General features: G+C 69.0%; 23 protein-coding genes. 13 read left to right on the top strand and 10 right to left on the bottom strand.

The features are described 5' to 3' along the window. Nucleotides 1-51: 51 nt before the first annotated feature. From ACFYO1_RS17875 to ACFYO1_RS17855, 5 genes are all read right to left on the bottom strand, one after another. Nucleotides 52-1,188, bottom strand: a complete 1,137-nt coding sequence (locus ACFYO1_RS17875) for an Mrp/NBP35 family ATP-binding protein (RefSeq protein WP_387232066.1) — start codon at nt 1,186-1,188, stop codon at nt 52-54. Nucleotides 1,189-1,207: 19 nt separating this feature from the next. Beyond that, on the bottom strand, nt 1,208-2,071 hold the full coding sequence (locus tag ACFYO1_RS17870) for a lytic transglycosylase domain-containing protein (protein ID WP_387232064.1): 864 nt from the start codon (nt 2,069-2,071) through the stop codon (nt 1,208-1,210). A gap of 111 nt (nt 2,072-2,182) precedes the next feature. Further along, on the bottom strand, nt 2,183-3,634 hold the full coding sequence (locus ACFYO1_RS17865) for a lytic murein transglycosylase (RefSeq protein WP_387232062.1): 1,452 nt from the start codon (nt 3,632-3,634) through the stop codon (nt 2,183-2,185). 120 nt (nt 3,635-3,754) lie between these two features. Beyond that, nucleotides 3,755-4,318: a DUF1003 domain-containing protein gene (locus ACFYO1_RS17860; protein WP_387232061.1), complete on the bottom strand. Its 564-nt coding sequence runs from the start codon at nt 4,316-4,318 to the stop codon at nt 3,755-3,757. Further along, on the bottom strand, nt 4,311-5,597 hold the full coding sequence (locus tag ACFYO1_RS17855) for a magnesium transporter MgtE N-terminal domain-containing protein (RefSeq protein ID WP_387232059.1): 1,287 nt from the start codon (nt 5,595-5,597) through the stop codon (nt 4,311-4,313). The genes ACFYO1_RS17860 and ACFYO1_RS17855 overlap by 8 nt, the downstream gene beginning before the upstream one ends. 51 nt (nt 5,598-5,648) lie before the next feature. Between ACFYO1_RS17855 and ACFYO1_RS17850 the strand changes: the two genes are divergently transcribed. Genes ACFYO1_RS17850 through ACFYO1_RS17840 form a run of 3 tightly spaced genes read left to right on the top strand, consistent with a single transcriptional unit; the run spans nt 5,649 to nt 7,706 of the window. After that, nucleotides 5,649-6,617 carry an HpcH/HpaI aldolase/citrate lyase family protein gene (locus ACFYO1_RS17850; RefSeq protein WP_387232057.1) on the top strand — a complete coding sequence of 323 codons (969 nt, stop codon included), beginning with the start codon at nt 5,649-5,651 and terminating at the stop codon, nt 6,615-6,617. Nucleotides 6,618-6,629: 12 nt separating this feature from the next. Beyond that, complete coding sequence (locus tag ACFYO1_RS17845; protein WP_378716638.1) at nt 6,630-7,121, top strand: general stress protein; 492 nt, start codon at nt 6,630-6,632, stop codon at nt 7,119-7,121. Nucleotides 7,122-7,124: 3 nt separating this feature from the next. Then, nucleotides 7,125-7,706, top strand: a complete 582-nt coding sequence (locus ACFYO1_RS17840; RefSeq protein WP_387232055.1) for a suppressor of fused domain protein — start codon at nt 7,125-7,127, stop codon at nt 7,704-7,706. 6 nt (nt 7,707-7,712) lie between these two features. On the opposite strand, the gene ACFYO1_RS17835 is transcribed toward ACFYO1_RS17840, so the two are convergent. Next, nucleotides 7,713-8,789: a magnesium and cobalt transport protein CorA gene (locus ACFYO1_RS17835; protein WP_387232053.1), complete on the bottom strand. Its 1,077-nt coding sequence runs from the start codon at nt 8,787-8,789 to the stop codon at nt 7,713-7,715. A gap of 61 nt (nt 8,790-8,850) precedes the next feature. Between ACFYO1_RS17835 and ACFYO1_RS17830 the strand changes: the two genes are divergently transcribed. The 4 genes from ACFYO1_RS17830 (at nt 8,851) to ACFYO1_RS17815 (ending at nt 13,502) form a co-directional block, all read left to right on the top strand. After that, complete coding sequence (locus ACFYO1_RS17830; protein ID WP_387232051.1) at nt 8,851-9,705, top strand: PHP domain-containing protein; 855 nt, start codon at nt 8,851-8,853, stop codon at nt 9,703-9,705. Further along, nucleotides 9,702-9,968, top strand: a complete 267-nt coding sequence (locus ACFYO1_RS17825) for a hypothetical protein (protein ID WP_387232049.1) — start codon at nt 9,702-9,704, stop codon at nt 9,966-9,968. Before ACFYO1_RS17830 ends, ACFYO1_RS17825 begins: the two co-directional genes overlap by 4 nt. 96 nt (nt 9,969-10,064) lie before the next feature. Then, complete coding sequence (locus ACFYO1_RS17820) at nt 10,065-11,831, top strand: FAD-binding protein (protein ID WP_387232047.1); 1,767 nt, start codon at nt 10,065-10,067, stop codon at nt 11,829-11,831. 474 nt (nt 11,832-12,305) lie between these two features. Then, the gene (locus ACFYO1_RS17815; RefSeq protein ID WP_387232045.1) at nt 12,306-13,502 is read left to right on the top strand and encodes an NADP-dependent malic enzyme; all 1,197 of its coding nucleotides are present in this window, start codon (nt 12,306-12,308) and stop codon (nt 13,500-13,502) included. A gap of 9 nt (nt 13,503-13,511) precedes the next feature. Here ACFYO1_RS17815 and ACFYO1_RS17810 read toward each other — a convergent pair whose 3' ends face one another. Together ACFYO1_RS17810 and ACFYO1_RS17805 are read right to left on the bottom strand one after the other, a co-directional pair. Next, the gene (locus ACFYO1_RS17810) at nt 13,512-13,733 is read right to left on the bottom strand and encodes a hypothetical protein (protein ID WP_387232043.1); all 222 of its coding nucleotides are present in this window, start codon (nt 13,731-13,733) and stop codon (nt 13,512-13,514) included. Between the two features lie 41 nt (nt 13,734-13,774). Continuing rightward, nucleotides 13,775-14,674, bottom strand: coding sequence for an ABC transporter substrate-binding protein (locus tag ACFYO1_RS17805; RefSeq protein ID WP_387232041.1), 900 nt, complete (start codon nt 14,672-14,674; stop codon nt 13,775-13,777). Between the two features lie 244 nt (nt 14,675-14,918). On the opposite strand from ACFYO1_RS17805, the gene ACFYO1_RS17800 reads away from it, so the two are divergent. The 6 genes from ACFYO1_RS17800 to ACFYO1_RS17775 all read left to right on the top strand — a co-directional run bounded on the left by ACFYO1_RS17800 (nt 14,919) and on the right by ACFYO1_RS17775 (nt 20,848). Then, nucleotides 14,919-15,806, top strand: coding sequence for an ABC transporter substrate-binding protein (locus ACFYO1_RS17800; protein WP_387235173.1), 888 nt, complete (start codon nt 14,919-14,921; stop codon nt 15,804-15,806). Between the two features lie 10 nt (nt 15,807-15,816). Then, nucleotides 15,817-16,980, top strand: coding sequence for an ABC transporter ATP-binding protein (locus tag ACFYO1_RS17795; RefSeq protein ID WP_387232039.1), 1,164 nt, complete (start codon nt 15,817-15,819; stop codon nt 16,978-16,980). Beyond that, nucleotides 16,977-17,645 (top strand): ABC transporter permease, encoded by a 669-nt coding sequence (locus ACFYO1_RS17790; RefSeq protein ID WP_387232037.1) that lies wholly within the window; start codon nt 16,977-16,979, stop codon nt 17,643-17,645. The genes ACFYO1_RS17795 and ACFYO1_RS17790 overlap by 4 nt, the downstream gene beginning before the upstream one ends. Continuing rightward, entirely contained in the window at nt 17,642-18,349 is a 708-nt protein-coding gene (locus ACFYO1_RS17785; RefSeq protein WP_387232035.1) for an ABC transporter permease, read from the top strand. The genes ACFYO1_RS17790 and ACFYO1_RS17785 overlap by 4 nt, the downstream gene beginning before the upstream one ends. Nucleotides 18,350-18,599: 250 nt before the next feature. Further along, nucleotides 18,600-19,370, top strand: coding sequence for a PadR family transcriptional regulator (locus tag ACFYO1_RS17780; protein WP_387232032.1), 771 nt, complete (start codon nt 18,600-18,602; stop codon nt 19,368-19,370). Then, the gene (locus tag ACFYO1_RS17775) at nt 19,367-20,848 is read left to right on the top strand and encodes a DHA2 family efflux MFS transporter permease subunit (protein ID WP_387232030.1); all 1,482 of its coding nucleotides are present in this window, start codon (nt 19,367-19,369) and stop codon (nt 20,846-20,848) included. Before ACFYO1_RS17780 ends, ACFYO1_RS17775 begins: the two co-directional genes overlap by 4 nt. Before the next feature lie 97 nt (nt 20,849-20,945). On the opposite strand, the gene ACFYO1_RS17770 is transcribed toward ACFYO1_RS17775, so the two are convergent. Both ACFYO1_RS17770 and ACFYO1_RS17765 read right to left on the bottom strand, forming a co-directional pair. Further along, complete coding sequence (locus tag ACFYO1_RS17770) at nt 20,946-21,572, bottom strand: Uma2 family endonuclease (RefSeq protein ID WP_387232028.1); 627 nt, start codon at nt 21,570-21,572, stop codon at nt 20,946-20,948. Between the two features lie 84 nt (nt 21,573-21,656). Next, the gene (locus ACFYO1_RS17765) at nt 21,657-23,558 is read right to left on the bottom strand and encodes a molybdopterin-dependent oxidoreductase (protein ID WP_387232026.1); all 1,902 of its coding nucleotides are present in this window, start codon (nt 23,556-23,558) and stop codon (nt 21,657-21,659) included. Nucleotides 23,559-23,599 lie beyond the last annotated feature (41 nt).

Raw genomic sequence — 23,599 nt, 5'->3', positions numbered from 1 at the left:
ACCGACACCGAGCGAACAACGCCCACGCGGAAATCGGTCGTCGAGGTCTGGTTACCCGTGCCGCGTGGTGTCGATGTTCAGCGACATGCCCGCCAGCCCGCGCCGGCGGACGGCCAGCTTGTCGGCGATGTCGATCAGCGCCTTGCCCGCGGGGGAGTCCGGGGCGCTCAGGACGATCGGTGTGCCGTCGTCGCCCGCCTCGCGCACGGCCTGCTCTATCGGCACCTGCCCGAGCAGCGGCACGTCGGCGCCGACCGCGCGGGTGAGGCGATCGGCGACCACCTGCCCGCCGCCGGAACCGTAGAGCTCCATCCGGCTGCCGTCGGGCAGGTCGAGCCAGGACATGTTCTCGACGACGCCGGCGATCCGCTGCCGGGTCTGCAACGCGATGGCGCCCGCGCGCTCGGCCACCTCGGCGGCGGCGATCTGCGGGGTGGTGACGACCAGGATCTCCGCGCCGGGGATCAGCTGGGCGATCGAGATGGCGATGTCGCCGGTGCCGGGCGGCAGGTCGAGCAGCAGCACGTCCAGGTCGCCCCAGAACACGTCGGCGAGGAACTGCTGCAGAGCGCGGTGCAGCATCGGGCCGCGCCACACCACCGGCGTGTTGCCCTGGGTGAACTGCGCGATGGAGATCATCTTCACGCCGTGCGCCTGCGGCGGCATGATCATCTTCTCGACCTGGGTCGGCCGCGCGTCGGTGCCGAGCATGCGCGGGATCGAGTGGCCGTAGATGTCGGCGTCCAGGACGCCGACCGAGAGCCCGCGCGCGGCCAGGGCGGCGGCGAGATTGACCGTGACGCTGGACTTCCCGACGCCGCCCTTGCCGGACGCGACCGCGTACACCCTGGTCAGCGAACCCGGCTGAGCGAACGGGATGACCGGGTCGGCCGAGTCGCCGCGCAGTTGCTTGCGCAGGTTGGTGCGCTGCTCGTCGTTCATCACGTCGAGATCGACGGTGACCGCGCCGACGCCGGACACGTCCGCGACCGCCTTGGTGACCCGCTGGACGATCTCGGTGCGCAGCGGGCAACCCGCGGTGGTCAGGTAGATCTCGATGTGGACGTTGCTGTCCGGGGCAATCGCGATGCTTTTCACCATGCCGAGTTCGGTGATCGGCTTGCGGATCTCCGGATCGTCGACCTTCGCGAGCGCGCCCCGCACATCCGATTCCGTAACTACTGGCATGGCAGGAATTTTAGGCGTGTCAAATTCTGGGCAGGTCCCCGGCCCGTGGTGCGACGCCGCTGCTGTAGGAGGTCTCCCAGGCCATGACGTTCGCGACGTAGGCCATCGAGTTGTTGTAGCGCAGGATCGCCTTCGACTGCTGGGCGAGGTCGCGCATGTTCAAACCGCCGTCGCACAGGTACTTTCCGGCGGTCAGCGCCGCGTCGTACAGGTTCTGCGGATCGGCGATGCCGTCGCCGTTGCCGTCGGCGGCGTAGCGCTTCCAGGTCTGCGGCAGGAACTGCATCGGGCCGATCGCCCGGTCGTATCCGGCCAGGCCGTCCAGCTCACCGCCGTCGGTGTCGCGAACGATGTTGTTGCCGTAGAGGCTTCCGTCGAGCACCGGGCCGTAGACCGCGTTGATCGGGTTGCCGTCGGCGTCGGCCTTGCCGTACGCGTGGGTGGATTCGACGCGGCCGATTCCGGCGAGCATCGACCATGGCATGTGGCAGGTGGGGTTCTCCTCGGCGAGGACGCGCTCGGCGTTCTCGTACGCCGCGACCGCGATGCCCGGCACGCCCATCGGCCCGGCGGGCAGCGCGGCGAGTTGCCGATTGTCGGCCAGCGCAACGCTTTTCACCACCGGCGGTCCGCTCGGCTTGGCCATCTTGTTGGCGACGAACTCCGTCGTCGCGCCCGGATCCGTCATCAGGGCGGCGGGCTTGGCACCCAGTGCGCCTTGATCGTCCGCCGGAAGATGCTGTTCCACCGCGTTCGCGGTGGTTCCGTGGCCCACGTTGGACGCGGCAGTACATGCCATCAGTCCAGCGGGAACCAATCCGGTCAATGCGATAACCGAGCTGCGTTTAACGGTGACAGCCGGTTGCTTTCGGTGACGCCCCACTGTGCGGTGACCCTCCAACGGCTCGATGAGCCCTTCGTGATCTGACGAAGAGGAGACTACCGCACCCGAGACCTTTTTGTTACTGCTTCGTGACCTACTTCGAGTGTGGCGTCAGCCCTGGGGGGCGGGCGGCAGCGGAATCACGATGCCGAACGGCAATGTGATGCCCGGCTGCTGGGTCGGCGCGGCCTCCGCGGGCGGGGCCGGCTCGGCCGTGACCGTGGGCGGGGCCTCCGGGGTCGCTTCCGGCGTCTGTACGGCCTGCTGGCCGGGTGCGGGCGCCTGCGGCGGCTGAGCCTGCTGCTGAGCCGCGTCCGGCGGCGTGCAGACCGGCGCCACGGGCGGCTGGTCCGGGCGCGCGGGATCCTTCGCGCCGGCGGCCGCCGGGTCCTTCGGGGCCACACCCGCACCGAAGGTCTGGGCGGGCGCGCCGGGCACCACGGCGGGCGCCCCGGCCTCGCCGGGCTGCGGCATGGGGGCCGGAATGACCGCGGGCTCACAGGGATTGAGCGGCTTCGGCGGCGGTGGGCAGAAGATGCCACACGGGATCGGCGGCAGGCCGGGGATGGTGATCATCACCTCGGTCGGCGTCGGCGTCGTGGTGGTGGTGGTCTGCGGCGCCGCGGGAGCCGTCGTGGTCGGCGTGTTGTTGGTGTAGGTCACCGCCGTCATGTCCGGGATCTGCATAGGCGCGCCGGTGCTGCTGCCCGGCGGGATCAGGTCCGGGGAGATGGTCACCTGAGTCGGCGCGCCACCGGTGCGGTAGGCCGCGGCCCAGCTCAGCACGTTGGCCGCGTAGGCCGTCGAGTTGTTGTAGCGCAGCACGGCCTGGAGTTCCTGGGCCTGATCGCGCAGGTTCAGCCCACCCGAGCAGAGGTACTTGCCCGCGGCGAGCGCGGCGTCGAAGACGTTGTTCGGGTCGGCGACGCCGTCGCCGTTGCCGTCGGCCGCGTAGTGGTCCCAGGTGCTGGGCAGGAACTGCATCGGCCCGACCGCGCGCACGTAACCGCCGCTGGCCGCCTTGATCACCTCGTTGCCGGGCAGCGTGCCGTCCAGCGCGGGGCCGTAGATGGGGGAGACCGTGGTGCCCGCGGCGTCGGTGCGGCCGCCACCCGCGTGCCCGGACTCGATGCGGCCGATGCCGGCCAGCAGGCTCCAGGACAACCCGCAGCCCGGCGTGGAGGACTCCAGCGCGAGTTCGGCGTTGCGATACGCGGCGAGCACGACCTCCGGGATGCCGAGCGCGCCGCCGATGAGCGGTAGCGAGATCTCCTGCAACGGCACCCGGCCGGCAAACGGCGCCGAACCGTCGGACGGGGTCATTGCCCGTAGTTTGCGGGGCGACTCCTGGGTCACCGGGAGCAAGCCGACTGTCTTAGACAGTCCGGTCTCGCTCGACTTGGCCGAGCTGTCCGCGGATCCGGCGGGATTCGTGGCCGCGGCCAGCAAAGCCTCGGGTGCCGTGGGCGCGCCGGCGGGAGTGGAGGGATCGGAGGCTGAGCCGGAAGCGACCAGACCGGCTACGACCAGGGCCGAGACGGTTATCGGAGCAGATATACGCATTCAGCCACACCAATCCTCTACGTCGTGTGAGACGGCTTTCTGGGACATCCCCTCCCAGTACCGCTCGGGACAACGCTGTCCAGGTTACCCACCAGTCAGGTAGTTGTTCGGTATTTCCGGTCAATCATCAGCAACAGCCGGTGAAACCGGGGCTGGGGACTGCTTTTGGCCGGAACTCTTCTTGCGTCGCGGACTGGCCGGGCCGGCGCCCTCGATCCGATCGAGTATCTCCTTCATCTCCTCCAACTCCCTGCGCAAATAGTCGCGAGTCGCGACTTCGCCGACCGCGATCCGCAACGCTGCGAGTTCGCGGGCGAGGAACTCGGTGTCCGCCTTGGTCTGCGCGGCCCGCATCCGATCCTCCTCCAGCGAGACCCGGTCGCGGTTGTCCTGCCGGTTCTGCGCCAGCAGGATCAACGGCGCGGCGTAGGCCGCCTGGGTGGAGAACGCCAGATTCAACAGAATGAACGGATATGGATCCCAGCGCAACGCGATGACGCCGACATTTAACGTGATCCAAACGACCACCACCAACGTCTGAATGGCCAGGTAGCGGCCGGTTCCAAGGAACCGCGCCACGCGTTCGCTGCTGCGTGCGAGGGCGTCCGCGTCCCAATCGATGCGGAATCGGGACTCGACCGGCGTCTCCAGCCGCTGCCGCGCGCCGCCGACCTTGTCACTCATGTCCGGCTATCCCTTCGTGCAGCTCTTCCTGATCGCGCCAGTCATCGGGGAGCAAATGGTCGAGCACGTCGTCGACGCTGACCGCGCCGAGCAGGTGGTTCTCCTCGTCGACCACCGGTCCGCAGACCAGGTTGTAGGTGGCGAAATAGCGGGTCACCGCGGCCAGCGGGACGTCGGCGCGCAGCGGGGCCAGGCCCGCGTCGAGGATGCCGCCGACCAGATGGGCCGGCGGCTCGCGCAGCAGCCGCTGGATATGTACCGACCCGAGATACCGGCCGGTGGGCGTCGAGGTCGGCGGCCGGACCACGAACACCATCGAGGCCAGCGCCGGCGTCAGATCGGGGTTGCGCACCCGGGCCAGCGCCTCGGCGACCGTGGTGGACGGGGTGAGGATCACCGGCTTCGGCGTCATCAGGCCGCCCGCGCTGTACGGCGAATGCTCGAGCAGCCTGCGGACCGGTTCGGACTCCTCCGGATCCATCAGCGCCAGCAGCGATTCGGCCTCGCTGACCGGCAGCTCGCCGAGCAGGTCGGCGGCGTCGTCCGGGTCCATCGCCTCGAGCACGTCGGCCGCGCGGCGCACCTCGAGGTGACCGAGCAGGTCGACCTGCTCGTCGTCGGGCAGCTCCTGCACCACATCGGCGAGCCGCTCGTCGTCGAGCGCGACGGCGACTTCGAGGCGGCGTTTCTCCGGCAACTCGCGCAGCAGGTGCGCGACGTCGGCGGCGCGCAAGCCGTCGAACTGCTCGAGCAGTTGGGTGACCTCTTGTCCGGGTTGGTCGATGCCGCTCGGGGTCAGACCCGAGACATGGATCCAATCCACCACGTGCACGGTGCGACGGCGCCCGATCCGGCGGTGTCCGCGCACGGCGACCTTGGTGACCCGCCAGTCCCTGGTGCGGGTCTGCTCCATGCCGAGATCGACCACGACGACGTCCACCCCGGCGAGGTCGGGCAGGTCCGGATCCTCCACGCGCACCGAGGAATCCACGATCTGCGCCAGCGCCAGCATCTCGCCCGGCCGCTGGGTGAACCGGCGCAGACTCACCGTCCCGGTGTTCAATGTCACAACGCCGGGTTCGATCGCGGTGACCCGCAGGATCGGCACGAAAATCCGCCGCCTGGTGGGCAATTCGACGACGAGGCCGTGGATACGGGGCTGCTGGCGGTCATACCGGATGGCCACCACAACGTCACGGACCCGGCCGATAGACTCGCCGTCCGGTCCCAGCACCACCAGGCCGGCCAGCCTGGCGACGTACACCCTGGTAGCTGCCATGCTTGCCAGGCTAGAGGTTCGCGGCCGGGTGTAAGTACCACGCCACGATCGATGGGAGTGATCTTGAAGCCGCGTCGTTCGGTGCTCGCCTGTCCGGGCAGCAGCAAGAAGATGATCGAGAAGGCCAAGGGCCTGCCCGTCGACGAGGTGTTTCTCGATCTGGAGGACGCGGTCGCACCGCAGGCCAAGGCGGAGGCGCGCGCGAATATCGTGGCGGCACTCAACGACTCCGATTGGGGATCCCAGTTACGCGTGGTCCGGGTGAACGACTGGACCACCCAGTGGACCTACACCGACGTGATCACCGTCGTCGAGGGTGCGGGCACCGCGCTGGACGCGATCCTGTTGCCGAAGGTGACCGACGCGGGCCAGGTGCGCGCGCTGGATCTGCTGCTCACCCAGTTGGAGAAGGCGACCGGACTCGAGGTCGGCCGGATCGGCATCGAGCCGCAGATCGAGAACGCGCCGGGCCTGCGCAACATCGATGAGATCGCCACCGCGAGCCCGCGGGTGCAGGCGCTGGTGTTCGGCCCGGCCGACTTCATGGCCAGCATCAACATGCGCACCCTGGTGGTCGGCGAACAGCCGGAGGGCTACGACACCGGCGACGCCTACCACCACATCCTGATGACCATCCTGCTCACCGCCCGCGCGCACGGCCTGCAGGCGATCGACGGTCCGTACCTGCAGATTCGGGATGTCGACGGCTTCCGGCGGGCCGCGGGGCGCACCGCCGCGCTCGGCTTCGACGGCAAGTGGGTGCTGCACCCCGGCCAGATCGAGGCGGCCAACGAGATCTTCAGCCCGCGTCAGTCCGACTACGACCGGGCCGAGCTGATCCTGGACGCGTACGCCTTCCACACCTCGGCCGAGGGCGGCGCCCGCGGCGCGGTCATGCTCGGCGACGAAATGATCGACGAGGCGAGCGCGAAAATGGCTCAGGTGATCGCGGAAAAGGGCCGGGCGGCGGCAATGACGCGCACCACGCGTTTCACACCCCCGGAAAACCGCGCGAAATAGCAGAATAGAGACATGACGAATCCCTTGGGGAACTCGAATCGCGCCCGGCAGGCCCTGCCGACGCCGCCGTCCGGCTGGCCGGTCGGCTCCTATCCCACCTATGCCGAGGCGCAGAAGGCCGTCGACTACCTGGCCGACGGGGAGTTCCCGGTACAGGACGTGACCATCGTCGGCGTCGACCTCATGCAGGTCGAACGGGTCCTCTACCGGCTCACCTGGGGCAAGGTCATCGGCGGCGGCGTGGTGAGCGGCGCCTGGCTGGGCCTGTTCCTCGGCCTGCTGCTGAGCCTGTTCACCACCAGCGGCGCGCTCGGCCCGCTGCTGGTCGGCCTGGTCGGCGGCGTCATCTTCGGCGTCATCTCCACCTCGATCCCGTACGCGGCGACCAAGGGGCAGCGCGACTTCGCCTCCACCATGCAGTTGGTGGCCGGGCGTTACGACGTGCTGTGCGACCCGAAGTCCGCGGAGCAGGCGCGGGACATGCTGGCGCGGCTGGCCATCTGACGCATGGAGGTGTTGTCGACGGTCCGCACCGGTGTGCTCGACCATTTCGGTGTGCCTGCGACCGGCGTCGATTCGGCGTCGGTGACGTTCCTCGGGGTGGAGCCGATCGAGATCCTGCGGATCGTCGACGGCGACCTGGTGCACTACGCGACGGTGGGCGGTTCCCGGCACCCGATGGGCGATCCCACCGCGCTGCTTGCCGACCCGGTGCAGGGGCCGCGCGCGGAACTGGTGCTCACGCTGCGCGGTTCGGCGGGCGCGAGCTCGGGGCTGGCCAAGTCGCTCGGTGTGCTCGCCGCCGCGCCCGCGGTGGAAGGTGTTGTGCTGCAAGCCGATGCGCTGATGGACCTGGGCGAGCAGATGTGGCAGGGCGCGCCGTTCACCGCGGTGCTGCTGGGCGAGAGCGGGATTCCCGAGGTCGTGCTGCCCGCGCCGGCCGATCCGGTGCGCTACTTCGCGGTGACGCCGGTGACCGCCACCGAGGCGGCCTGGGTGCGGGTGCGCGGGGCGCAGGCGCTGCGAGATGCCTGGGCGGAGGCGGGAATCGACGTGCGCGACCCCGAACGCGGTGCGGCCAGAATGTAATTCGGGCTACAGCCAATCGTTGCGGTGGAAATTGGCGTACAGGCCGACGCAGATGGCCAGGGTGATCACGATCACCAGCCAAAAACCCCAGCTCGCTTCCAATCCCGGCATGTGGGTGAAGTTCATGCCGTAGATGCCCGCGATCATGGTCGGCACCGCGGCGATCGCGACCCAGGCCGAGATCTTGCGCATGTCGGTGTTCTGCTGCACGCCGACCTTGGCCAGCGCGGCGCTGATCAGCGCGCTCAGTGCCTCGTCGAAGTCGGTGACCCGCTCGGCGACCCCGGCGTGATGGTCGGCCACATCGCGCATGTAACGCCGAATCTCCTTGGGCAGCGGCACGTCCGGCTTGTGCCCGAGCACCTGCAGCGGCACCGCGAGCGGGTTCACCGCGCGCCGCAGCTCCACCACCTCGCGCTTGAGCTGATAGATCGACTCGATGGTGACCCGGCTGCGCGGGGTGAACACCTCTTCCTCCATCGCGTCGATGTCGAGCTCGATCGACTGCGTCACTTCGATATACGAGTCCACCACGTGGTCGGCGATCGCGTGCAGCACCGCACCGGTGCCGAGCATCAGCTGCGCCGGGTCGGCCTCCAGTTCCTTACGGAGCGAGGCCAATTCGGAATGCTCGCCGTGCCGCACGGACACCACGAAGTCCGGCGCGGTGAACACCATGATCTCGCCGGTCTCCACGATCTCGCTGATGCTGTGCAGTTCGTGCTCGACGTAGGCGACCGTGCGCATCACCAGGATCAGCGTGTCGTCATAGCGTTCCAGCTTCGGTCGCTGATGTGCCTTGACCGCGTCCTCGGCCGCGAGCGCGTGCAGCCCGAAAGTCTCGGCGATGTCGGCCATCTGCGCCTCGTCCGGGTCGTGCAGGCCCACCCAGACGAAGCCCGCGCCCCGGTTGCGCACCTCCGCGAGCGCGTCCCGATGGGTGAATCTGCCGGGCAGCCGCCGACCTTCGACATACACGCCGCAGTCGACGATCGCCCGCGCGGTCGGGATCGGGATGCGCGGCAGCTGTCGCGGTCCGCGGCCGGACCCACGGAACGACGGCAGCGGCGGGATGGATGGCACACGGTGATGCTACGTCGCCTGCGCGTGCGGTTCGCCGCGCCGACAGGGTAAGACTGAGGGCGTGCGCATCGACTTGCATACCCACTCCACCGCGTCCGACGGCACCGACAGTCCGGCCGAACTGGTCCGGAACGCGGCCGCGGCAGGCCTGGACGTCGTCGCGATCACCGATCACGACACCACGTCCGGCTGGGCCGAGGCGGTCGACGCGCTGCCGAACGGGCTGACGCTGGTCCGCGGCATGGAGATGTCCTGCATCGGCATGGGCGAGGACGGCTGGCCGGTGCCGGTGCACCTGCTGGCCTATCTCTTCGACCCGACCGACCGCAGCTTCGCCGACGAACGTGAGCGGCTGCGCGCCGAACGGATCCAGCGGGTGCGCGCCATGGCCGACCGGATGGTGGCCGACGGCCTGCCGATCGATCCCGACGCGGTGCTGGCCTCGGCCGGGCCGTCCGCGGGGCGCCCGCACCTGGCCAGGGCGCTCGTCGCGGCGGGCGTGGTGCCGAGCGTCGATGCCGCGTTCGAGGAACTGCTCGCGCCGCACGGGCCTTATTACGCGGAGAAGGCCGACACGCCGCTGCGGCGCGCGGTCGAGATGATCGCCACCGCGGGCGGGGTCAGCGTGGTCGCGCACGCGCGGGCCCGCAAGCGCGGCCGGCTGCTCGCCCTGGACGACATCCGCGAGCTGGCCGCCCTCGGCCTCGGCGGACTCGAGCTCGACCATCCGGACCACTCGGCGACCGATCGTGCCGTGCTCGCCGAGCTGGCCGCCGAGCTCGGCCTGATCACCACCGGCTCGTCGGACTACCACGGTTCGAACAAGACCATCCAGCTCGGCCAGTTCACCACCGACCCCGCGCAATTCGAGGTGCTGACGGGCAAGGCGACCGGCGTACCGGTGATCGGCTCGTGAAACTGCTGCGCGGCTTCAGCGGCATCGTCGCCGCGGGCACGGTGGCGCTGGCGCTCGTCGTCATCGGCACCGCGGTCATCGCGGCCCGGCGGGAGTTCCCCGGGCCGGGCGCCGAATCGGTGGCGTGGCACGTGCTGTCCGCGGTGATTGCCGTTGCGGCACAGATTTATTCGGACAAGCGTCGTGGTTTCGCCGCTTTTTCTGGATCTGCGGTTGTTTTTATCGCCGCCGGTTTATTGCTGTGGACCCAGTGGTGGAGCTGATCAGCGGCGCTTCGCCGGCAACGGATCGAATACAGCAGCGCTAAATATTTCGTTAATGGTTGCGGTTCCGTGAATTGTGGCCGAATATTTCTCTTTGTGGCGGAACTCGAGACGGACGTACTGGTTTTGGGCGGCGGGCCCGCCGGAACCTGGGCAGCCGTATCCGCCGCCGCCACCGGAGCCCGGGTCGTGCTCGCCGACAAGGCCAGATGTGGCACCAGCGGCCCCACCGCACACGGCACCACCTCGTTGTGGAACATCCCACCCGGCCCGGCCAGGGACGAGGCGGTGCACCGCGGCTACGCGCACGGCGGCGGCCTCGGTGACCCGGACTGGATGCACCGGGTGCTGGAGGAGACGCACCTGCGCGTCGAGCAGCTGGCCAGCTGGGGCTACCGGTTTCCGGGCGCGGGCCCCGGCTCCTCGCTGCGGGTGTACCTCGACGGGGCGAGCTACCTGCGCCGGATGCGCCGCAGCGTGCTGAGCGCGGGCGTGCGCATTCTCGATCACCATCCCGCGTTGCAACTGCTCATCGATCGTGACGGCAAGGTCGCGGGGGCGACCGGTGTGCAGCAGCACAATCAGTACCGGGCGTGGACCGTCCGGGCCGGCGCCGTGGTGGTGGCCACGGGAGGCTGCGCGTTCCTGTCCGGCGGCGCGGGCACCGACGTGGACACCGGCGATGGACTGCTGTTCGCCGCGGAGGCCGGGGCGCAACTGTCGGGCATGGAATTCTCCAGCGCGTACGGCCTGACGCCGGTGGTGAATGTGCCGCACCCGGCCGCGCCGCCGCATTCCGCGCCGGGCCTCGGATGGCATTTCGCCACCCTCTACGACGAGTCCGGCACGATCCTGGCGGGCCAGCGCGCGGCCGCCTTCGCCGCGATCGCCGACGGCCGCCGGGTGTTCGCCGCGCTCGACGACGTGCCCGCCGCGATGCGTGGGTGGCTGATCGGGCAGGGCCTGGTCGATCGCACCGGGCGGGTGCCGCTGCGCGCCGTGCTCGAGGGCACCGTGCGCGGCACCGGCGGCCTGCGCCTGGTAGGGCCGGATTGCGCTACCACGGTCCACGGGCTCTTCGGCGCGGGCGACGTGACCACCAGGGAACCGATCACCGGCGCGGTCAGTGGTTTCGGCGGTCAGGGTGGCGCGTGGGCCATCGCCTCGGGAGTGTGGGCCGGCGCCGGCGCGGCCAGGCACGCGCGCACGGCCGACCGGCGCAGTCCCACCCGCGAGGTGGCCGGCGCCGGACTCAGCGCGGTGGCGCGGATCGATCCGCGCGCCGTGGTCGGCCTCGTGCAGGAACACACGCTGCCGCTGCGGCGCAGCTACTGGCGCAGCGCGGGCAGCCTGGTCGACAGCATCGGCGAACTCGACGCGATGTGGCCCGGCGCCGAATTCGACCTCGGCGGCACCGGATCGGACCGCCTGCGGGCCAGGCAGGCCGCCGCCCTGCTGGCGGTCGCGCGGTGGACCAAGTACAGCGCGCTCGCCCGTACCGAGAGCCGTGGCATGCATCGGCGCACCGATCATCCCGGGCCCGAGGCGGACTGGCGGGTGCGATTGATGTCAGGGGGCCTGGACAACGTCTGGGTGCGCCCGGACGCGCGGGAAATCGCGGCATTGGACGCGGGCGTGGTCGGCGCGACCGAAACCTCCGTGGCACCGGCGCGCGAGCCGTTTCCGCGCCGCCGGCGCGAGACCCTCGTGCTCGACGCGCGCGGCCCCGCGGTCTCCCATCTGCGCGATCCGGGTGTGCTGAGCGCGCGGTCCGCGGCGGTCCCGGATGCCCCGGCGATCCTGCCGGAGGACGAGGACGGCACCGTCCCGCACCTCACACCGGCCGACCCGATCGCGATGTGACAACTCACCGTCCGGCCGCGGCCACCTGCGAGTTTTCCCTTACCGCCGGGTAATTCCGCCGCACTAGGCTGGATACCGGCGCGCGACACGGCGGGAACCCGACCGGTTTGGCAAGTCGCGGACCGTGCTGGCAGAATATGCCGGATTCCTTTACCTAAGCCACCGCCGGGTACTGGAGTCACGGAGATCTTCGCCTCGCGACGCACCGTCGCGACCCGGGGATCACGCCGCATGTTCTGTCCGGACCTACCCGTCCGGCTCCCGCTCCGCGGATCAGTGCCGCGCCACGTCAGCGAAATCGGCTACAGGTTTTTTTCGTGACCCGCCGTAACAGCGAAACGTACCGGTCAGCGCACTCGATGAGCGTAATGAAAACCGCAGGAGCGGAGCCTGCGGAGCGACCATAGACACTTATACCTATATACCCGGCGGTAACCGTCCCCCGGTTTGCCCGGCCCGAGCAGGAGTGAAATCGTGTCACCTGTGACTGACGCACCGAATGCCACTGCAAGTCTTTCCGAAATCACCCACGACGAGATTTTCGCGGGGCATCTCGGAGGCAAGCTCTCGGTAGAACTCAGCTCGCCGCTGGAGACCCAGCGCGACCTGTCGATCGCCTACACGCCGGGCGTCGCTCAGGTCAGCCGGGCGATCGCGCAAGACGCCGAGCTCTGCAAGCGCTACACCTGGACCGACCGCCTCGTCGTCGTGGTCAGCGACGGCACCGCCGTGCTCGGCCTCGGTGACATCGGTCCGCGTGCCTCGCTGCCCGTGATGGAGGGCAAGGCCGCGCTGTTCAAGAAGTTCGCCGGGCTCAACTCGATCCCGATCGTGTTGGACACCAAGGACGTCGACGAGATCGTCGAGACGGTCGTCCGGCTGCGCCCGAGCTTCGGCGCGGTCAACCTGGAGGACATCTCGGCGCCGCGCTGCTTCGAGGTGGAGAAGCGACTCATCGAGGCGCTCGACTGCCCGGTCATGCACGACGACCAGCACGGCACCGCCATAGTGGTGCTCGCCGCCCTGAACGGCGCGGCCAAGGTGCAGGGTCGCTCCATCGACGGCATGAAGGTCGTCGTGTCCGGGGCCGGCGCGGCCGGCGTCGCGTGCACGAATATCTTGCTGGCCGCGGGTGTCCGGGACGTCACCGTGCTCGACTCGAAGGGCATCATCGGCCGCGAGCGCAGCGACCTCAACGAGGTGAAGGCCGAGCTGGCCACCCGCACCAACCCGCGCGGGCTGACCGGTGGCGCCGCCGAGGCGCTCAACGGCGCCGATGTCTTCCTCGGCCTGTCCGCCGGCCTGATCGCCGAGGAACTCATCGCCTCGATGGCGCCGGAGTCGATCGTGTTCGCCATGTCGAACCCGGACCCGGAGATCCACCCCGAGGTCGCGCGCAAGTACGCCGCGATCGTCGCCACCGGCCGCAGCGACTTCCCGAACCAGATCAACAACGTGCTCGCCTTCCCCGGCGTGTTCAAGGGCGCGCTCGATGCCGGCGCCCGCCGCATCACCGAGGGCATGAAGATCGCCGCCGCCGACGCGATCCTCAGCGTGGTCGCCGACGAGCTCGGCCCGGAGAAGATCGTGCCCAGCCCGCTGGACCCGCGGGTCGCCCCGGCGGTCGCCGAGGCCGTCGCGGCTGCCGCGCGTGCCGAAGGCGTTGCGTAGTAAGTCGGTTCACTTGCCGGAAGGCGCCCCATCCCGTTCGGGACCGGGCGCCTTCCGCTTGGGGGTGTGCTTGCGCAAGGACAGATGGATCCAGATGTTCATGGCGATCATCGCGCACAGCGCGACGATCAACGCCGCCGCGAACAGGGGATTCTTGTCCGAGTAGGTCGTCCAGGCGAACAGCAATATCGCCACGAGTGCCACATAGCCGGCGATGAACCTGATACTCACCGGTCAGACGTTAGCCAGCTCCGCTGCCGAACGTGCGGTGTTTACAGCGAGTGGTCGTCGAGCCACTTGCGAGCGACGTCCGCGGGATTCGCGCCGGCGTCGCGGACCTCGCGGATCAGCTTCGCCAGATCGTCGGTGGTGAGTTCGCCCGCAACGTAATTGAGCTTCTTGATCTGCCGGTCATCGAGTACGCCCTTGCGGAACAGGGGGAGCACGTTCTCGGTGCGTACGGCGTAGTCGGCGTCGGACAGGACCGTCAGCCCCTCGGTCGAGCCGGGGACGACGGCGGGCGGACCGGTCAGCAGACCCGCCTGAACCTCACCGTCCAGCAGGGCTTTTCGCAACGCGCCCGGGTCGGCGAACGACACTCGCGCGGCGAAGTGACAACCCGCCACCTGCTCGAGCACGGGCGGCAGCGTGATCAGATCCGGGATGGGCGCCACACCGACCGTGAGCGTCTCGCAGCGGGGCGCGAGATCGCCGATGGTGCGCAGGTTGTCGCGGGTGGCGGCCTCGGCGCTCAGCACGACCCGCGGTCGCAGGTCGGTGCCGTCGGCGGCATCGCTGATCACCAGTCCCTCCGGCAGCGACCTGCTCAGCGCGCTCGGCACCTTCTCGACGTCGGGCGCGCGGTCGGTCGCGGCGGGATCCAGGTACGCCAGCAGCGCGCCGTTGTGCTCACCGATCAGATCGATCCGGCCCGCGTCCAAGGCGCCGAGATAGTCGCTGCGACTACCGAGATGGGGCGTGACCGACGTGCGCGCGCCGACCCGCGCCAGCGCGCCCGCATAAATTTCGGCGAGCACGCTCGACTCGGCCGAATCACCGGCACCGACCGTGATCCGCGCGCCCTGATCACTGTTACCGCAGGATACGGCCAGTGTCGCGGTCGCGACGACCAGTACTCGAGCCAGCATCCGCAGCGACGCGGGCAACACCATCCGGCGACACCAACTCTCCGAGAGACCGACAGAGCCAACACGAACACCCTGAAGCGGGCAGTATGGACACCCAGAATGTACCGGTGGCTGTGCTGCCCCGGGACCTCGCACTGCCCGTCAGGCCGGAAGGACTCCAGTGAAAACCTCGATCACCCCCCATGCGGCGCGGCATGGCCGGTCGGCGCTGCGGCTCACGCTGCGCGCCACCCGGTTCATCGTCGCGGCCGCGGCGTTGGCCGTCGCCATGATCCTGTCCGCGTGTGGCGGCAACTCCGACCCACTGGCCAGCAAGGGCAGCTGCGAGGGCGACGGGCTCACCGTCGGTTCGGCGAACTTCCCGGAATCCGAGACGGTAGCCGAAGTATACGCGGAAGTGTTGCGCGTCAACGGATTCAAGGTCGACACCAAGCTGAACATCGGCAGCCGGGAGGCCTACGTCCCGGCCGTGCGGCAATGCGCGATCTCGGTCATCCCCGAGTACAACGGCAACCTGCTCCAGTACCTGGACAAGAACGCGACCGCCACCAGCGCGGCCGACGTGAACAGCGCGCTCGCCACCGCGCTCGGCTCGGAGCTCGCCATCGGCACCCCGGCCCCGGGTGAGGATTCCGACGCGGTGGTGGTCACCAAGGCCACCGCCGAGCGCTGGAACCTGCGCACCATCGCCGACCTGGCCGCACACGCCGCCGAGGTGAAATTCGGTGCGCCGGCCGAATTCCAGGAGCGGGCCGGCGGCCTGCCGGGCCTGAAGAAGAACTACAACCTCGACATCGCCGCGAACAACTTCGTGCCGATCGCCGACGGCGGCGGCCCCGCCACCGTGCGCGCGCTGGTCGAAGGCCAGGTCACCGCGGCCGACATCTTCACCACCTCGCCCGCCATCACGCAGAACAACCTTGTGGTGCTGGAGGATCCGAAGCACAACTTCCCCGCGCAGAACGTGGTCCCGCTGCTCAACGCGGCCAAGAAGACGGACAAGGCACTGGCCGTGCTGAACGCCGCCTCGGCCAAGCTGACCACCGCGGAGCTGATCAAGTTGAACGAGGCCGTGTCCGGGTCCAGCAAGACCGAGCCCAAGGCGGCGGCCGTCGCCTGGGTGGCCGCGCAGGGACTGAACACACCGACCGGCTAGGGGAAAACCGTTGTCCGATATCGAATTCCGCGGTATCAGTAAGACCTACCCGGACGGCACCAAGGCCGTCACCGACCTCGATCTGCGCATCGAATCCGGCTCGTTCACCGTGTTCGTCGGCCCGTCCGGCTGCGGTAAGACCACGTCGATGCGGATGATCAACCGAATGATCACGCCCAGCTCCGGCTCGATCACCATTGCCGGACAGGACATTTCGACGGTCGACCCGGTAAAGCTGCGGCTCGGTATCGGTTACGTGATCCAGAGCGGGGGACTGCTGCCGCACCGCACGGTCGTCGACAATGTGGCGACCGTGCCGGTGCTGCGCGGTGATTCGCGCAAGGCCGCCCGGACGGCCGCGCTGGAGGTGCTCGATCGGGTGGGCCTGGACCGGGCGCTGGCCACCCGGTATCCGGCGCAGCTGTCCGGCGGGCAGCAGCAGCGCGTCGGTGTGGCCAGGGCACTGGCCGCGGACCCGCCGGTGCTGTTGATGGACGAGCCGTTCAGCGCCGTCGACCCGGTGGTGCGGGCCGAGTTGCAGAGCGAAATGCAAAGGTTGCAAGCCGAATTGCAGAAGACCATCGTGTTCGTCACGCACGACATCGATGAGGCGATCACCCTCGGCGATCGGGTCGCGGTGTTCGGGCGCGGCGGGGTCCTGCAGCAGTACGACGCACCGGATCATGTGCTGTCCCAACCGGCCACCGATTTCGTCGCCGATTTCGTCGGCCGCGATCGCGGGTACCGGGGACTGTCCTTCCGGTCGGCGAAAGATGTTCCCCTGCACGAGATCCGGACCGCGACGGCGGCGCAGATCCCCGCGCTGCGGCTGGATCGCGGCGACTGGGTGCTGATCGTCGACGCGGAGCACAAGCCGTCCGGCTGGATCGACGTGACCGGCGTGGAGGCGGTCCGCGGCGGACGTTCGCTGCCGGACAGCACCTCCGCGGGCGGCTCGCTGTTCACCCCGACCGGCGACCTGCGCCAGGCGCTCGACGCCGCGATCTCCTCGCCCTCCGGAGTCGGTGTGGCCGTGGATGATTCGGGCGCGGTCCGGGGCGGGGTGCTGGCCACCGAGATCCTGCAACAGCTCGCCGACCAGCGATCCGTCGAAGACGCCGAACGCAACCGGCACTTCTTCGAACAGGAAGTGAGCGGCGGGGGACCGGCGTGAGATACCTGATCGACAATTTCGCCGAGATCATGGGGTTCACCAAAACCCACCTGTACCTGGCGCTGGTGCCCTTGCTGCTCGGATTGCTCATCGCGATTCCGGTGGGTGCGCTGGTGCGCCGGGTGTCCTGGCTGCGCCGGGTGACCGTGACCACGGCGAGCCTGGCCTACACCATTCCGTCGCTGGCGTTGTTCGTGATCATCCCGCCGCTGGTGGGGATTTCGACGATCGACCCGTTGAACGTCATCATCGCGCTGACGCTGTATTCGACCGCGCTGCTGGTGATCGCGGTGCCCGCGGCGCTGGATTCGGTGCCGGCCGAGGTGATCGACGCCGCTGACGCGGTCGGGTTCAGCCCGCTGCGGCGCACGCTCACCGTCGACATGCCCCTGGCCATCCCGGTTTTCGTGTCCAGCCTGCGGGTGGTGGTGGTGACCAACATCGCCATGGTCTCGGTCGGCGCGCTGATCGGGGTCGGCGGCGTCGGCAAGCTGTTCACCCAGGGCTATCAGCGTGACTACCCGGACGAGATCATCGCGGGCATCCTCGTGATCCTCGCGCTCGCTTTGATTTTCGACCGCCTGGTCTACGCGCTCGGCCGCTGGTCGACACCGTGGGCGCGGGCCGATGCCAGGGCCGCGCGGGCGAAAGGCGTTGCCGCATGAATCTTTTCCTCGACGCCTGGCACTACCTCACCGCGGGTGCGAACTGGAGCGGGCCGGCCGGAATCGAACACCGGGTCGCCGAACACCTCTGGTACAGCTTCCTCACCATCGTCATCTCCGCCGCGGTCGCGCTGCCGCTCGGCCTGGTGATCGGGCACACCAAGCGCGGTGCCGCGGTGCTCGTCGGCTTCGCCAACGCCATGCGCGCGCTGCCGACGCTCGGCCTGCTCACCTTCCTGGTGCTCGGCCTCGGGCTCGGCCTGATCCCGCCGCTGCTCGCGCTGGTGACCGTGGGCATTCCGCCGTTGCTGGCCGGGGCCTACGCCGGCATCGCCAACGTCCCGGCCGATGTCGTCGACGCCTCGCGCGCCATGGGTATGACCGAGACCCAGATCCTGTTCCGGGTCGAGGTGCCCAACGCGCTGCCCATCCTGCTCACCGGTCTGCGCGGGGCGACCCTCCAGGTGGTCGCCACCGCGACCATCGCCGCCTACGTCAACCTCGGCGGCCTCGGCCGCTACATCTTCGACGGCATCAGCCTCTACAAGTACGACCGCGTCTTGGTCGGCGCGCTGCTGGTCGCCGTGCTGGCCATGGTGCTGGACGGCCTGCTCGCCTTCGCGGTGTGGGCCAGTACGCCGGGCACCGGGCGGCTGCGGCGCACCGACGCGCTGCCGATCGCTCCCGACCTCAGCGTGACCTGAGCGGATCGACCTGCTGAAATAGCCCAGCGCCAGGCCGGCCCTGACTGATGTCGGGGCCGGTTTGCTGTGCGCACAGTCACCTTTCTAGCCGATCGACCGGCCTTGCGAGCGCATTGCTCCGCGCCGTATATTCCGTGTGGAATATTAAGCGCGGAGCATGTCGGAGGACGGGGCTAATGTTCGCCCCGCGGGTCGATGGTTCCGGCTCGTTCGACGACCGCGCGAGCACGATCAGCAGGAGGTGACGGACATGGCGCAGCAGGCGCGGCCGGTGGTGACGCCACTGGCGATCGCTGTGCTCGCGCTGCTCGAGGAGCAGCCCATGCATCCGTACGAGATGTATCAAATGCTGATCGCGCGCCGGGAAGACGCGCTGATCAAGGTGCGCCCCGGCTCGCTGTATCACACGGTGGCGCGGCTGGCCGAGCAGGAATTGGTCCGATCCGAGGGGGTCGACCGCGAGGGCAACCGGCCCGAGCGCACCACCTACCGGATCACCGAGCACGGCCGGGCGGCGCTGCGCAACAGGATCACCGAGATCCTGCGGTCCCCCGTGCCGGAGTACCCGATCTTCCCGGTCGCGCTGGCCGAGGCGCACAACCTGCCCAAGGAGGACGTGCTCGCGCTGCTGCGTGAGCGGATCGGGCACCTCGAAGCCGAACACGGCGAGGTCGGGATGCTGATCGACTGGGCAGGCGAGCGGAAGGTGCCGCGCCGCTACACCATCGTTCTCCCGTATCTGCACGCCATGATCGGCGCCGAGATCGCCTGGGTCACCGGCTTTCTCGGCGAGCTCGAGGACGGCGGCCTGCAATGGGAGGACTTCGATCAGGCCACCGGCACCAGAGCCGCCAAGCATCACCACCACAACCCGTGGACCGTCGAGACGCACAGCGAGCCACCGCCGACGCCGCACGCCCGGCGGCTGGCTCGCCCCCCGCGCGACGTCACCGGCTGGCACGCAGCCGCCGTACTTCCCCCGTCTTCGGGGACATCCGAGATAGGAACTCCGAACCCATGACCACTCAACGTAATCCGTGGCTGGCGCTCACCGCGCTGGTCGTCGGCTTCTTCATGATCCTGCTGGACATGACCATCGTCGCGGTGGCCAACCCGGCCATCATGACCGACCTGCACGCCGACATCTCCAAGGTGATCTGGGTGACCAGCGCCTACCTGCTCGCCTACGCGGTGCCGCTGCTGGTCACCGGCCGGCTCGGGGATCGCTTCGGCCCCAAGAACATCTACCTCATGGGCCTGGCCGTGTTCACCGGCGCGTCGCTGTGGTGCGGCCTGTCCGGCACCATCGGCATGCTGATCGCCGCGCGTGCCGCGCAGGGCATCGGCGCCGCGCTGATGACGCCGCAGACCATGGCGGTGATCACCCGCACCTTCCCGCCGGACAAGCGCGGCGCGGCCATGGGCCTGTGGGGCGCGGTGGCCGGGCTGGCCACCCTGGTCGGCCCGATCCTCGGCGGTGTGCTGGTCGACGGCCTGAGCTGGAAGTGGATCTTCTTCGTCAACGTCCCGGTCGGCCTGGTCGCCTTCGCGCTCGCCGTCTGGCTGGTGCCCGCGCTGCCGACCAACCAGCACAAGTTCGACATCCCCGGCGTGCTGCTCAGCGGTGTCGGCATGTTCCTGCTGGTGTTCGGCATCCAGGAGGGCAACAGCTACGACTGGTCGCTGCGGATCTGGTTGATCATCGGCGCGGGTGTGCTCGTGCTCGCCGCGTTCTTCGTGAACCAGGCACGCAACACCGGCGAACCGCTGCTGCCGCTGAACTTGTTCAGGGAGCGCAACTTCGCGCTGTCCAACGTGGCCATCGCCGCGATGGGTGCCACGGTCACCGCGTTCATGGTGCCGTCGTACTTCTACCTGCAAGCGGTGCGTGAGCTCTCGCCGACCAAGTCGGCCCTGGTGTTCGCGCCGATGGCCGTCGTCACCTTCATCTTCGCGCCGTTCATCGGCAAGATCTCCGACCGCCTGCACCCGCGGCTGCTGCCGACCATCGGCTTCGCGTTGTTCTCGGCGTCGATCTTCTGCTTCTCCGCGCTGATGTCGCCGGACTCGTCCATCGTGTGGTTCCTGCTGGCGGCCGCGCTGGCCGGCTTCGCGAACTCCTGCATCTGGGGTCCGCTCGCCACCACCGCCACGCACAACCTGCCGGTTCAGCAGGCCGGTGCCGGTGCCGGTGTCTACAACACCACCCGTCAGGTCGGTTCGGTCCTCGGCAGTGCGGCGATCAGCGCCCTCATCGCGTCCCGCATGTCGGCCAACGGTCTCGGCGGCGGCAAGGTCGCCGAAGGCGGTGCGGGCCAAGGCCCCATCCCGGAGTTCGTCAAGGACGCCTTCAGCACCGCCCTCGGCCAGTCCACCCTGCTCCCCGCAGGCATCCTGCTCATCGGCGTCCTCGCCTCCGCCCTCTTCATCCGCCACGGCAAACCCGCCACCCCCGGCCCGAAGGACAAACTCACCAAGCAAGAGTCCCTGGTCGGCTGATCACCCAAAACCACTGTGCCCCAAGGACCCTCGTCCCTGGGGCGCAGTGCTACCTGGGAGAGGTGGACGCCGGGCTCCGGCGACTACGCACAGGAAGTCAAAGAGTAAGGGCGGAGAGCCGTTCCCAGTCGACCTCGATCTGAATCGGCATCTCCACGATGGTCTCCACGGTGGTTGGCTTCAGTTGGGCATGTAGACGGTACTGGCCGAATGCGTGATCCAGGACATGGATCTGGATCGATGAGACCTGATTGTCCGCGATCCAGACAATCCAATACCAAGGGATGCCGGCGAGCGCGTATTCGGCCTTCTTCTCGGCGATATCGGTCTTCTCAGACCCTGGTGACACAACCTCGACCACAAGCTTGACCATCGACGCGGGTAGCGGGCGGAGATCGTCTGGGGCGCAGTCGAAGAGCGCCACATCCGGCCGTCGGATGGTGGCCTCGGGGAACTCCCACAGCACGACATCGAAGTCTGTGTTCACATCCAGGCACCCATCGCGGTACTGATCCACGTGCGCCGCAGCAGCCGTCTCGATCAGCTCAGCGATCCGTCTCGCGGCCTTCTGATGCGCGCGTGTTGGTGACTCGGCCCGGACAGCTTCACCGTTCACGATCTCGACAAGGCGACAGAAGGCTTCAGGAAGCTCTTTCCAGATCGCCACCGTAATCGGTGCTGGTTGCAGGTTCTCTTCCTTGGCCCAATCGAATACGGCAGACACGCGGCGCTCCTCCGGGCGGGGGACGGATTCCCGCCGATCCTATCCGGTAGATACACGGGACAGTTTCGCGGTGCGAACCGCGATTCAGCCGACCTGGATGGTGACGGAGGGGTAGCCGGTGGCGCCGTCGGGGACTACGTCGGCGCGGGCGGCGGTTTGGACGTCGCCGGGGCCGTCGGTGCTGCGGGCGCGGAGGGTGTGCGGGCCGGGGGTGGCGTCCCAGTCGAAGGTCCATTGGCGCCAGGTGTCGACGGATTGTTCGTCGGCGAGGCGGGCGGGTTGCCAGTTGCCGTTGTCGATCTGGACCTCGACGGCGCGGATGCCGCGGTGCTGGGCCCAGGCGACGCCGGCAATGGTGGTGCGGCCCGGCTGGATTCGGCCGCGGCCGCGCGGGGTGTCGATGCGGGTGCCGGTCTTGATCGGGCCGAGCGCGGACCAGCCGCGGCGGGTCCAGTAGGCGGTGGCCCGGTCGAATCGGGTGACCTCCAGTTCGGTCACCCATTTGGTGGCGGAGACGTAACCGTAGAGGCCGGGGACCACCAGCCGGGCGGGGTAGCCGTGCGCGACGGGCAGCGGCTCGCCGTTCATGCCGACCGCGAGCATGGCGTCGCGACCGTCGGTGAGCACGGACAGCGGGCTGCCCGCGGTGAAGCCGTCGACGCTGCGCGAGAGCACCATGTCCGCGTCGGGGTGCGGACCGGCCTCGGCCAGCAATTCGTCCAGACGATAGCCGAGCCAGCGCGCGTTGCCGATCAGATCGCCGCCGACCGGATTCGACACGCAGGCCAGCGTCACCAGCCGCTCCAGCACCGGACGATTCGCCAAATCCGCCCAGCTGAGCCGGATCTCGCGATCCACCATGCCGTGAATACGCAGCGACCAGTCGTCCTTGGACAACTGCGGCACGATCAGCGCGGTGTCGATGCGATAGAAGTCGGAGTTGGCGGTGAGGTACGGAGTCAGCCCCGGCACTCGAAGATCCGCGCCCGGAGCGATCGGCACCTCGGGTGCGACCGGCTGCGGCAATTCGACCGCCGCCCGCTCACCCGACACGTCCCGCCGCCGCAACCCGAGCACTTTGCCGCCGACGCCGGTGGCCACGGCAAGACCGCCGACGATGGCCAGACCTTGCAGCACCCGCCGCCGTTCGGGTCCCGCCGCTGCTCGCTCAGCTGTGGCGGAGTCCGACGTCGCGGTGGCTGCCCCCGGCTCGGTCGCACCCGCCGCAGCCGAGTCATCGGTGCTGCCGATAGCAGCTGGGCCTCCCGCGGATGCGGCCTTATCGACCGTTGCCGAATCGGCGGAGGCAGCGGTGCCTCCTGTGGGCTCGGCTTTAGCGGCTGTTGGCGAATCGGCGGTGTTATCGGAGGCAGCGCTGTCCCCTGTGTGCGCGGCTTTATTGACCGTTGCCGAATCTGCGGGCACTGCTGACTCGGCCGGGCTGTCGGTGGTTGTCGGGCGCGCCGCCGCTGCTGCGGATCTCGTTCCGGCGCTGTCGGTTTCACCCGTCGGAGGCGCCTCCGACGCAGGGCTCTGTTCTCCGGCCGGTTCGGATGCTTCGGCAACCGCGTCGATCCGGCGGGTCAGGACGCGCAGCGCATAGATACCGACTGCCACACCGACGATGGTCGGTAACGCCCCGGACAAACCGGTCCGCCCGGCCGCGACAATCGCCGCCACCACACCGAAGATCGCGAGAATCGTCGAACCCGCTGTGCGCGAAGTACGTTCGAGCGCTCCGGCCAGTCCGGCGACCACTACCGCGACCACCGCCATGCAGATATACAGCACGGTCTTGTCGCTCGTACCGAACGTGGTGATCGCCCATTCGCGCACCCCGTCCGGCGTGTGGTCCACCACGGTCGCGCCGAGGGCGTTGAGGGGCGCGCTGTCGGGGCCGAAGAACGCCGCGAGCAGCTCCGCGACGCCGAGCGTCGCAGCTGCCGAGACGATCCCGGCCGCCACCCGCGATCGCAGATCGGCCATGAATCCGAGCGTACTGCCGGGATAGGCCCAGGAATGTGACC

Source organism: Nocardia sp. NPDC006044, from assembly GCF_042871115.1.
Classification (GTDB): Bacteria; Actinomycetota; Actinomycetes; order Mycobacteriales; family Mycobacteriaceae; genus Nocardia.
The sequence above is the reverse complement of the archived record's forward strand: the minus strand, read 5'-3'. Positions and strand labels throughout refer to the sequence as shown.

Bases quoted from the DNA above. Each gene is read 5' to 3' on its own strand.
- ACFYO1_RS17875 (WP_387232066.1), bottom strand. From the start codon at position 1,188: ATGCCAGTAGTTACGGAATCGGATGTGCGGGGCGCGCTCGCGAAGGTC.
- ACFYO1_RS17865 (WP_387232062.1), bottom strand. From the start codon at position 3,634: ATGCGTATATCTGCTCCGATAACCGTCTCGGCCCTGGTCGTAGCCGGT.
- ACFYO1_RS17860 (WP_387232061.1), bottom strand. From the start codon at position 4,318: ATGAGTGACAAGGTCGGCGGCGCGCGGCAGCGGCTGGAGACGCCGGTC.
- ACFYO1_RS17855 (WP_387232059.1), bottom strand. From the start codon at position 5,597: ATGGCAGCTACCAGGGTGTACGTCGCCAGGCTGGCCGGCCTGGTGGTG.
- ACFYO1_RS17850 (WP_387232057.1), top strand. From the start codon at position 5,649: ATGGGAGTGATCTTGAAGCCGCGTCGTTCGGTGCTCGCCTGTCCGGGC.
- ACFYO1_RS17845 (WP_378716638.1), top strand. From the start codon at position 6,630: ATGACGAATCCCTTGGGGAACTCGAATCGCGCCCGGCAGGCCCTGCCG.
- ACFYO1_RS17840 (WP_387232055.1), top strand. From the start codon at position 7,125: ATGGAGGTGTTGTCGACGGTCCGCACCGGTGTGCTCGACCATTTCGGT.
- ACFYO1_RS17805 (WP_387232041.1), bottom strand. From the start codon at position 14,674: ATGGTGTTGCCCGCGTCGCTGCGGATGCTGGCTCGAGTACTGGTCGTC.
- ACFYO1_RS17800 (WP_387235173.1), top strand. From the start codon at position 14,919: ATGATCCTGTCCGCGTGTGGCGGCAACTCCGACCCACTGGCCAGCAAG.
- ACFYO1_RS17785 (WP_387232035.1), top strand. From the start codon at position 17,642: ATGAATCTTTTCCTCGACGCCTGGCACTACCTCACCGCGGGTGCGAAC.
- ACFYO1_RS17780 (WP_387232032.1), top strand. From the start codon at position 18,600: ATGGCGCAGCAGGCGCGGCCGGTGGTGACGCCACTGGCGATCGCTGTG.
- ACFYO1_RS17775 (WP_387232030.1), top strand. From the start codon at position 19,367: ATGACCACTCAACGTAATCCGTGGCTGGCGCTCACCGCGCTGGTCGTC.
- ACFYO1_RS17765 (WP_387232026.1), bottom strand. From the start codon at position 23,558: ATGGCCGATCTGCGATCGCGGGTGGCGGCCGGGATCGTCTCGGCAGCT.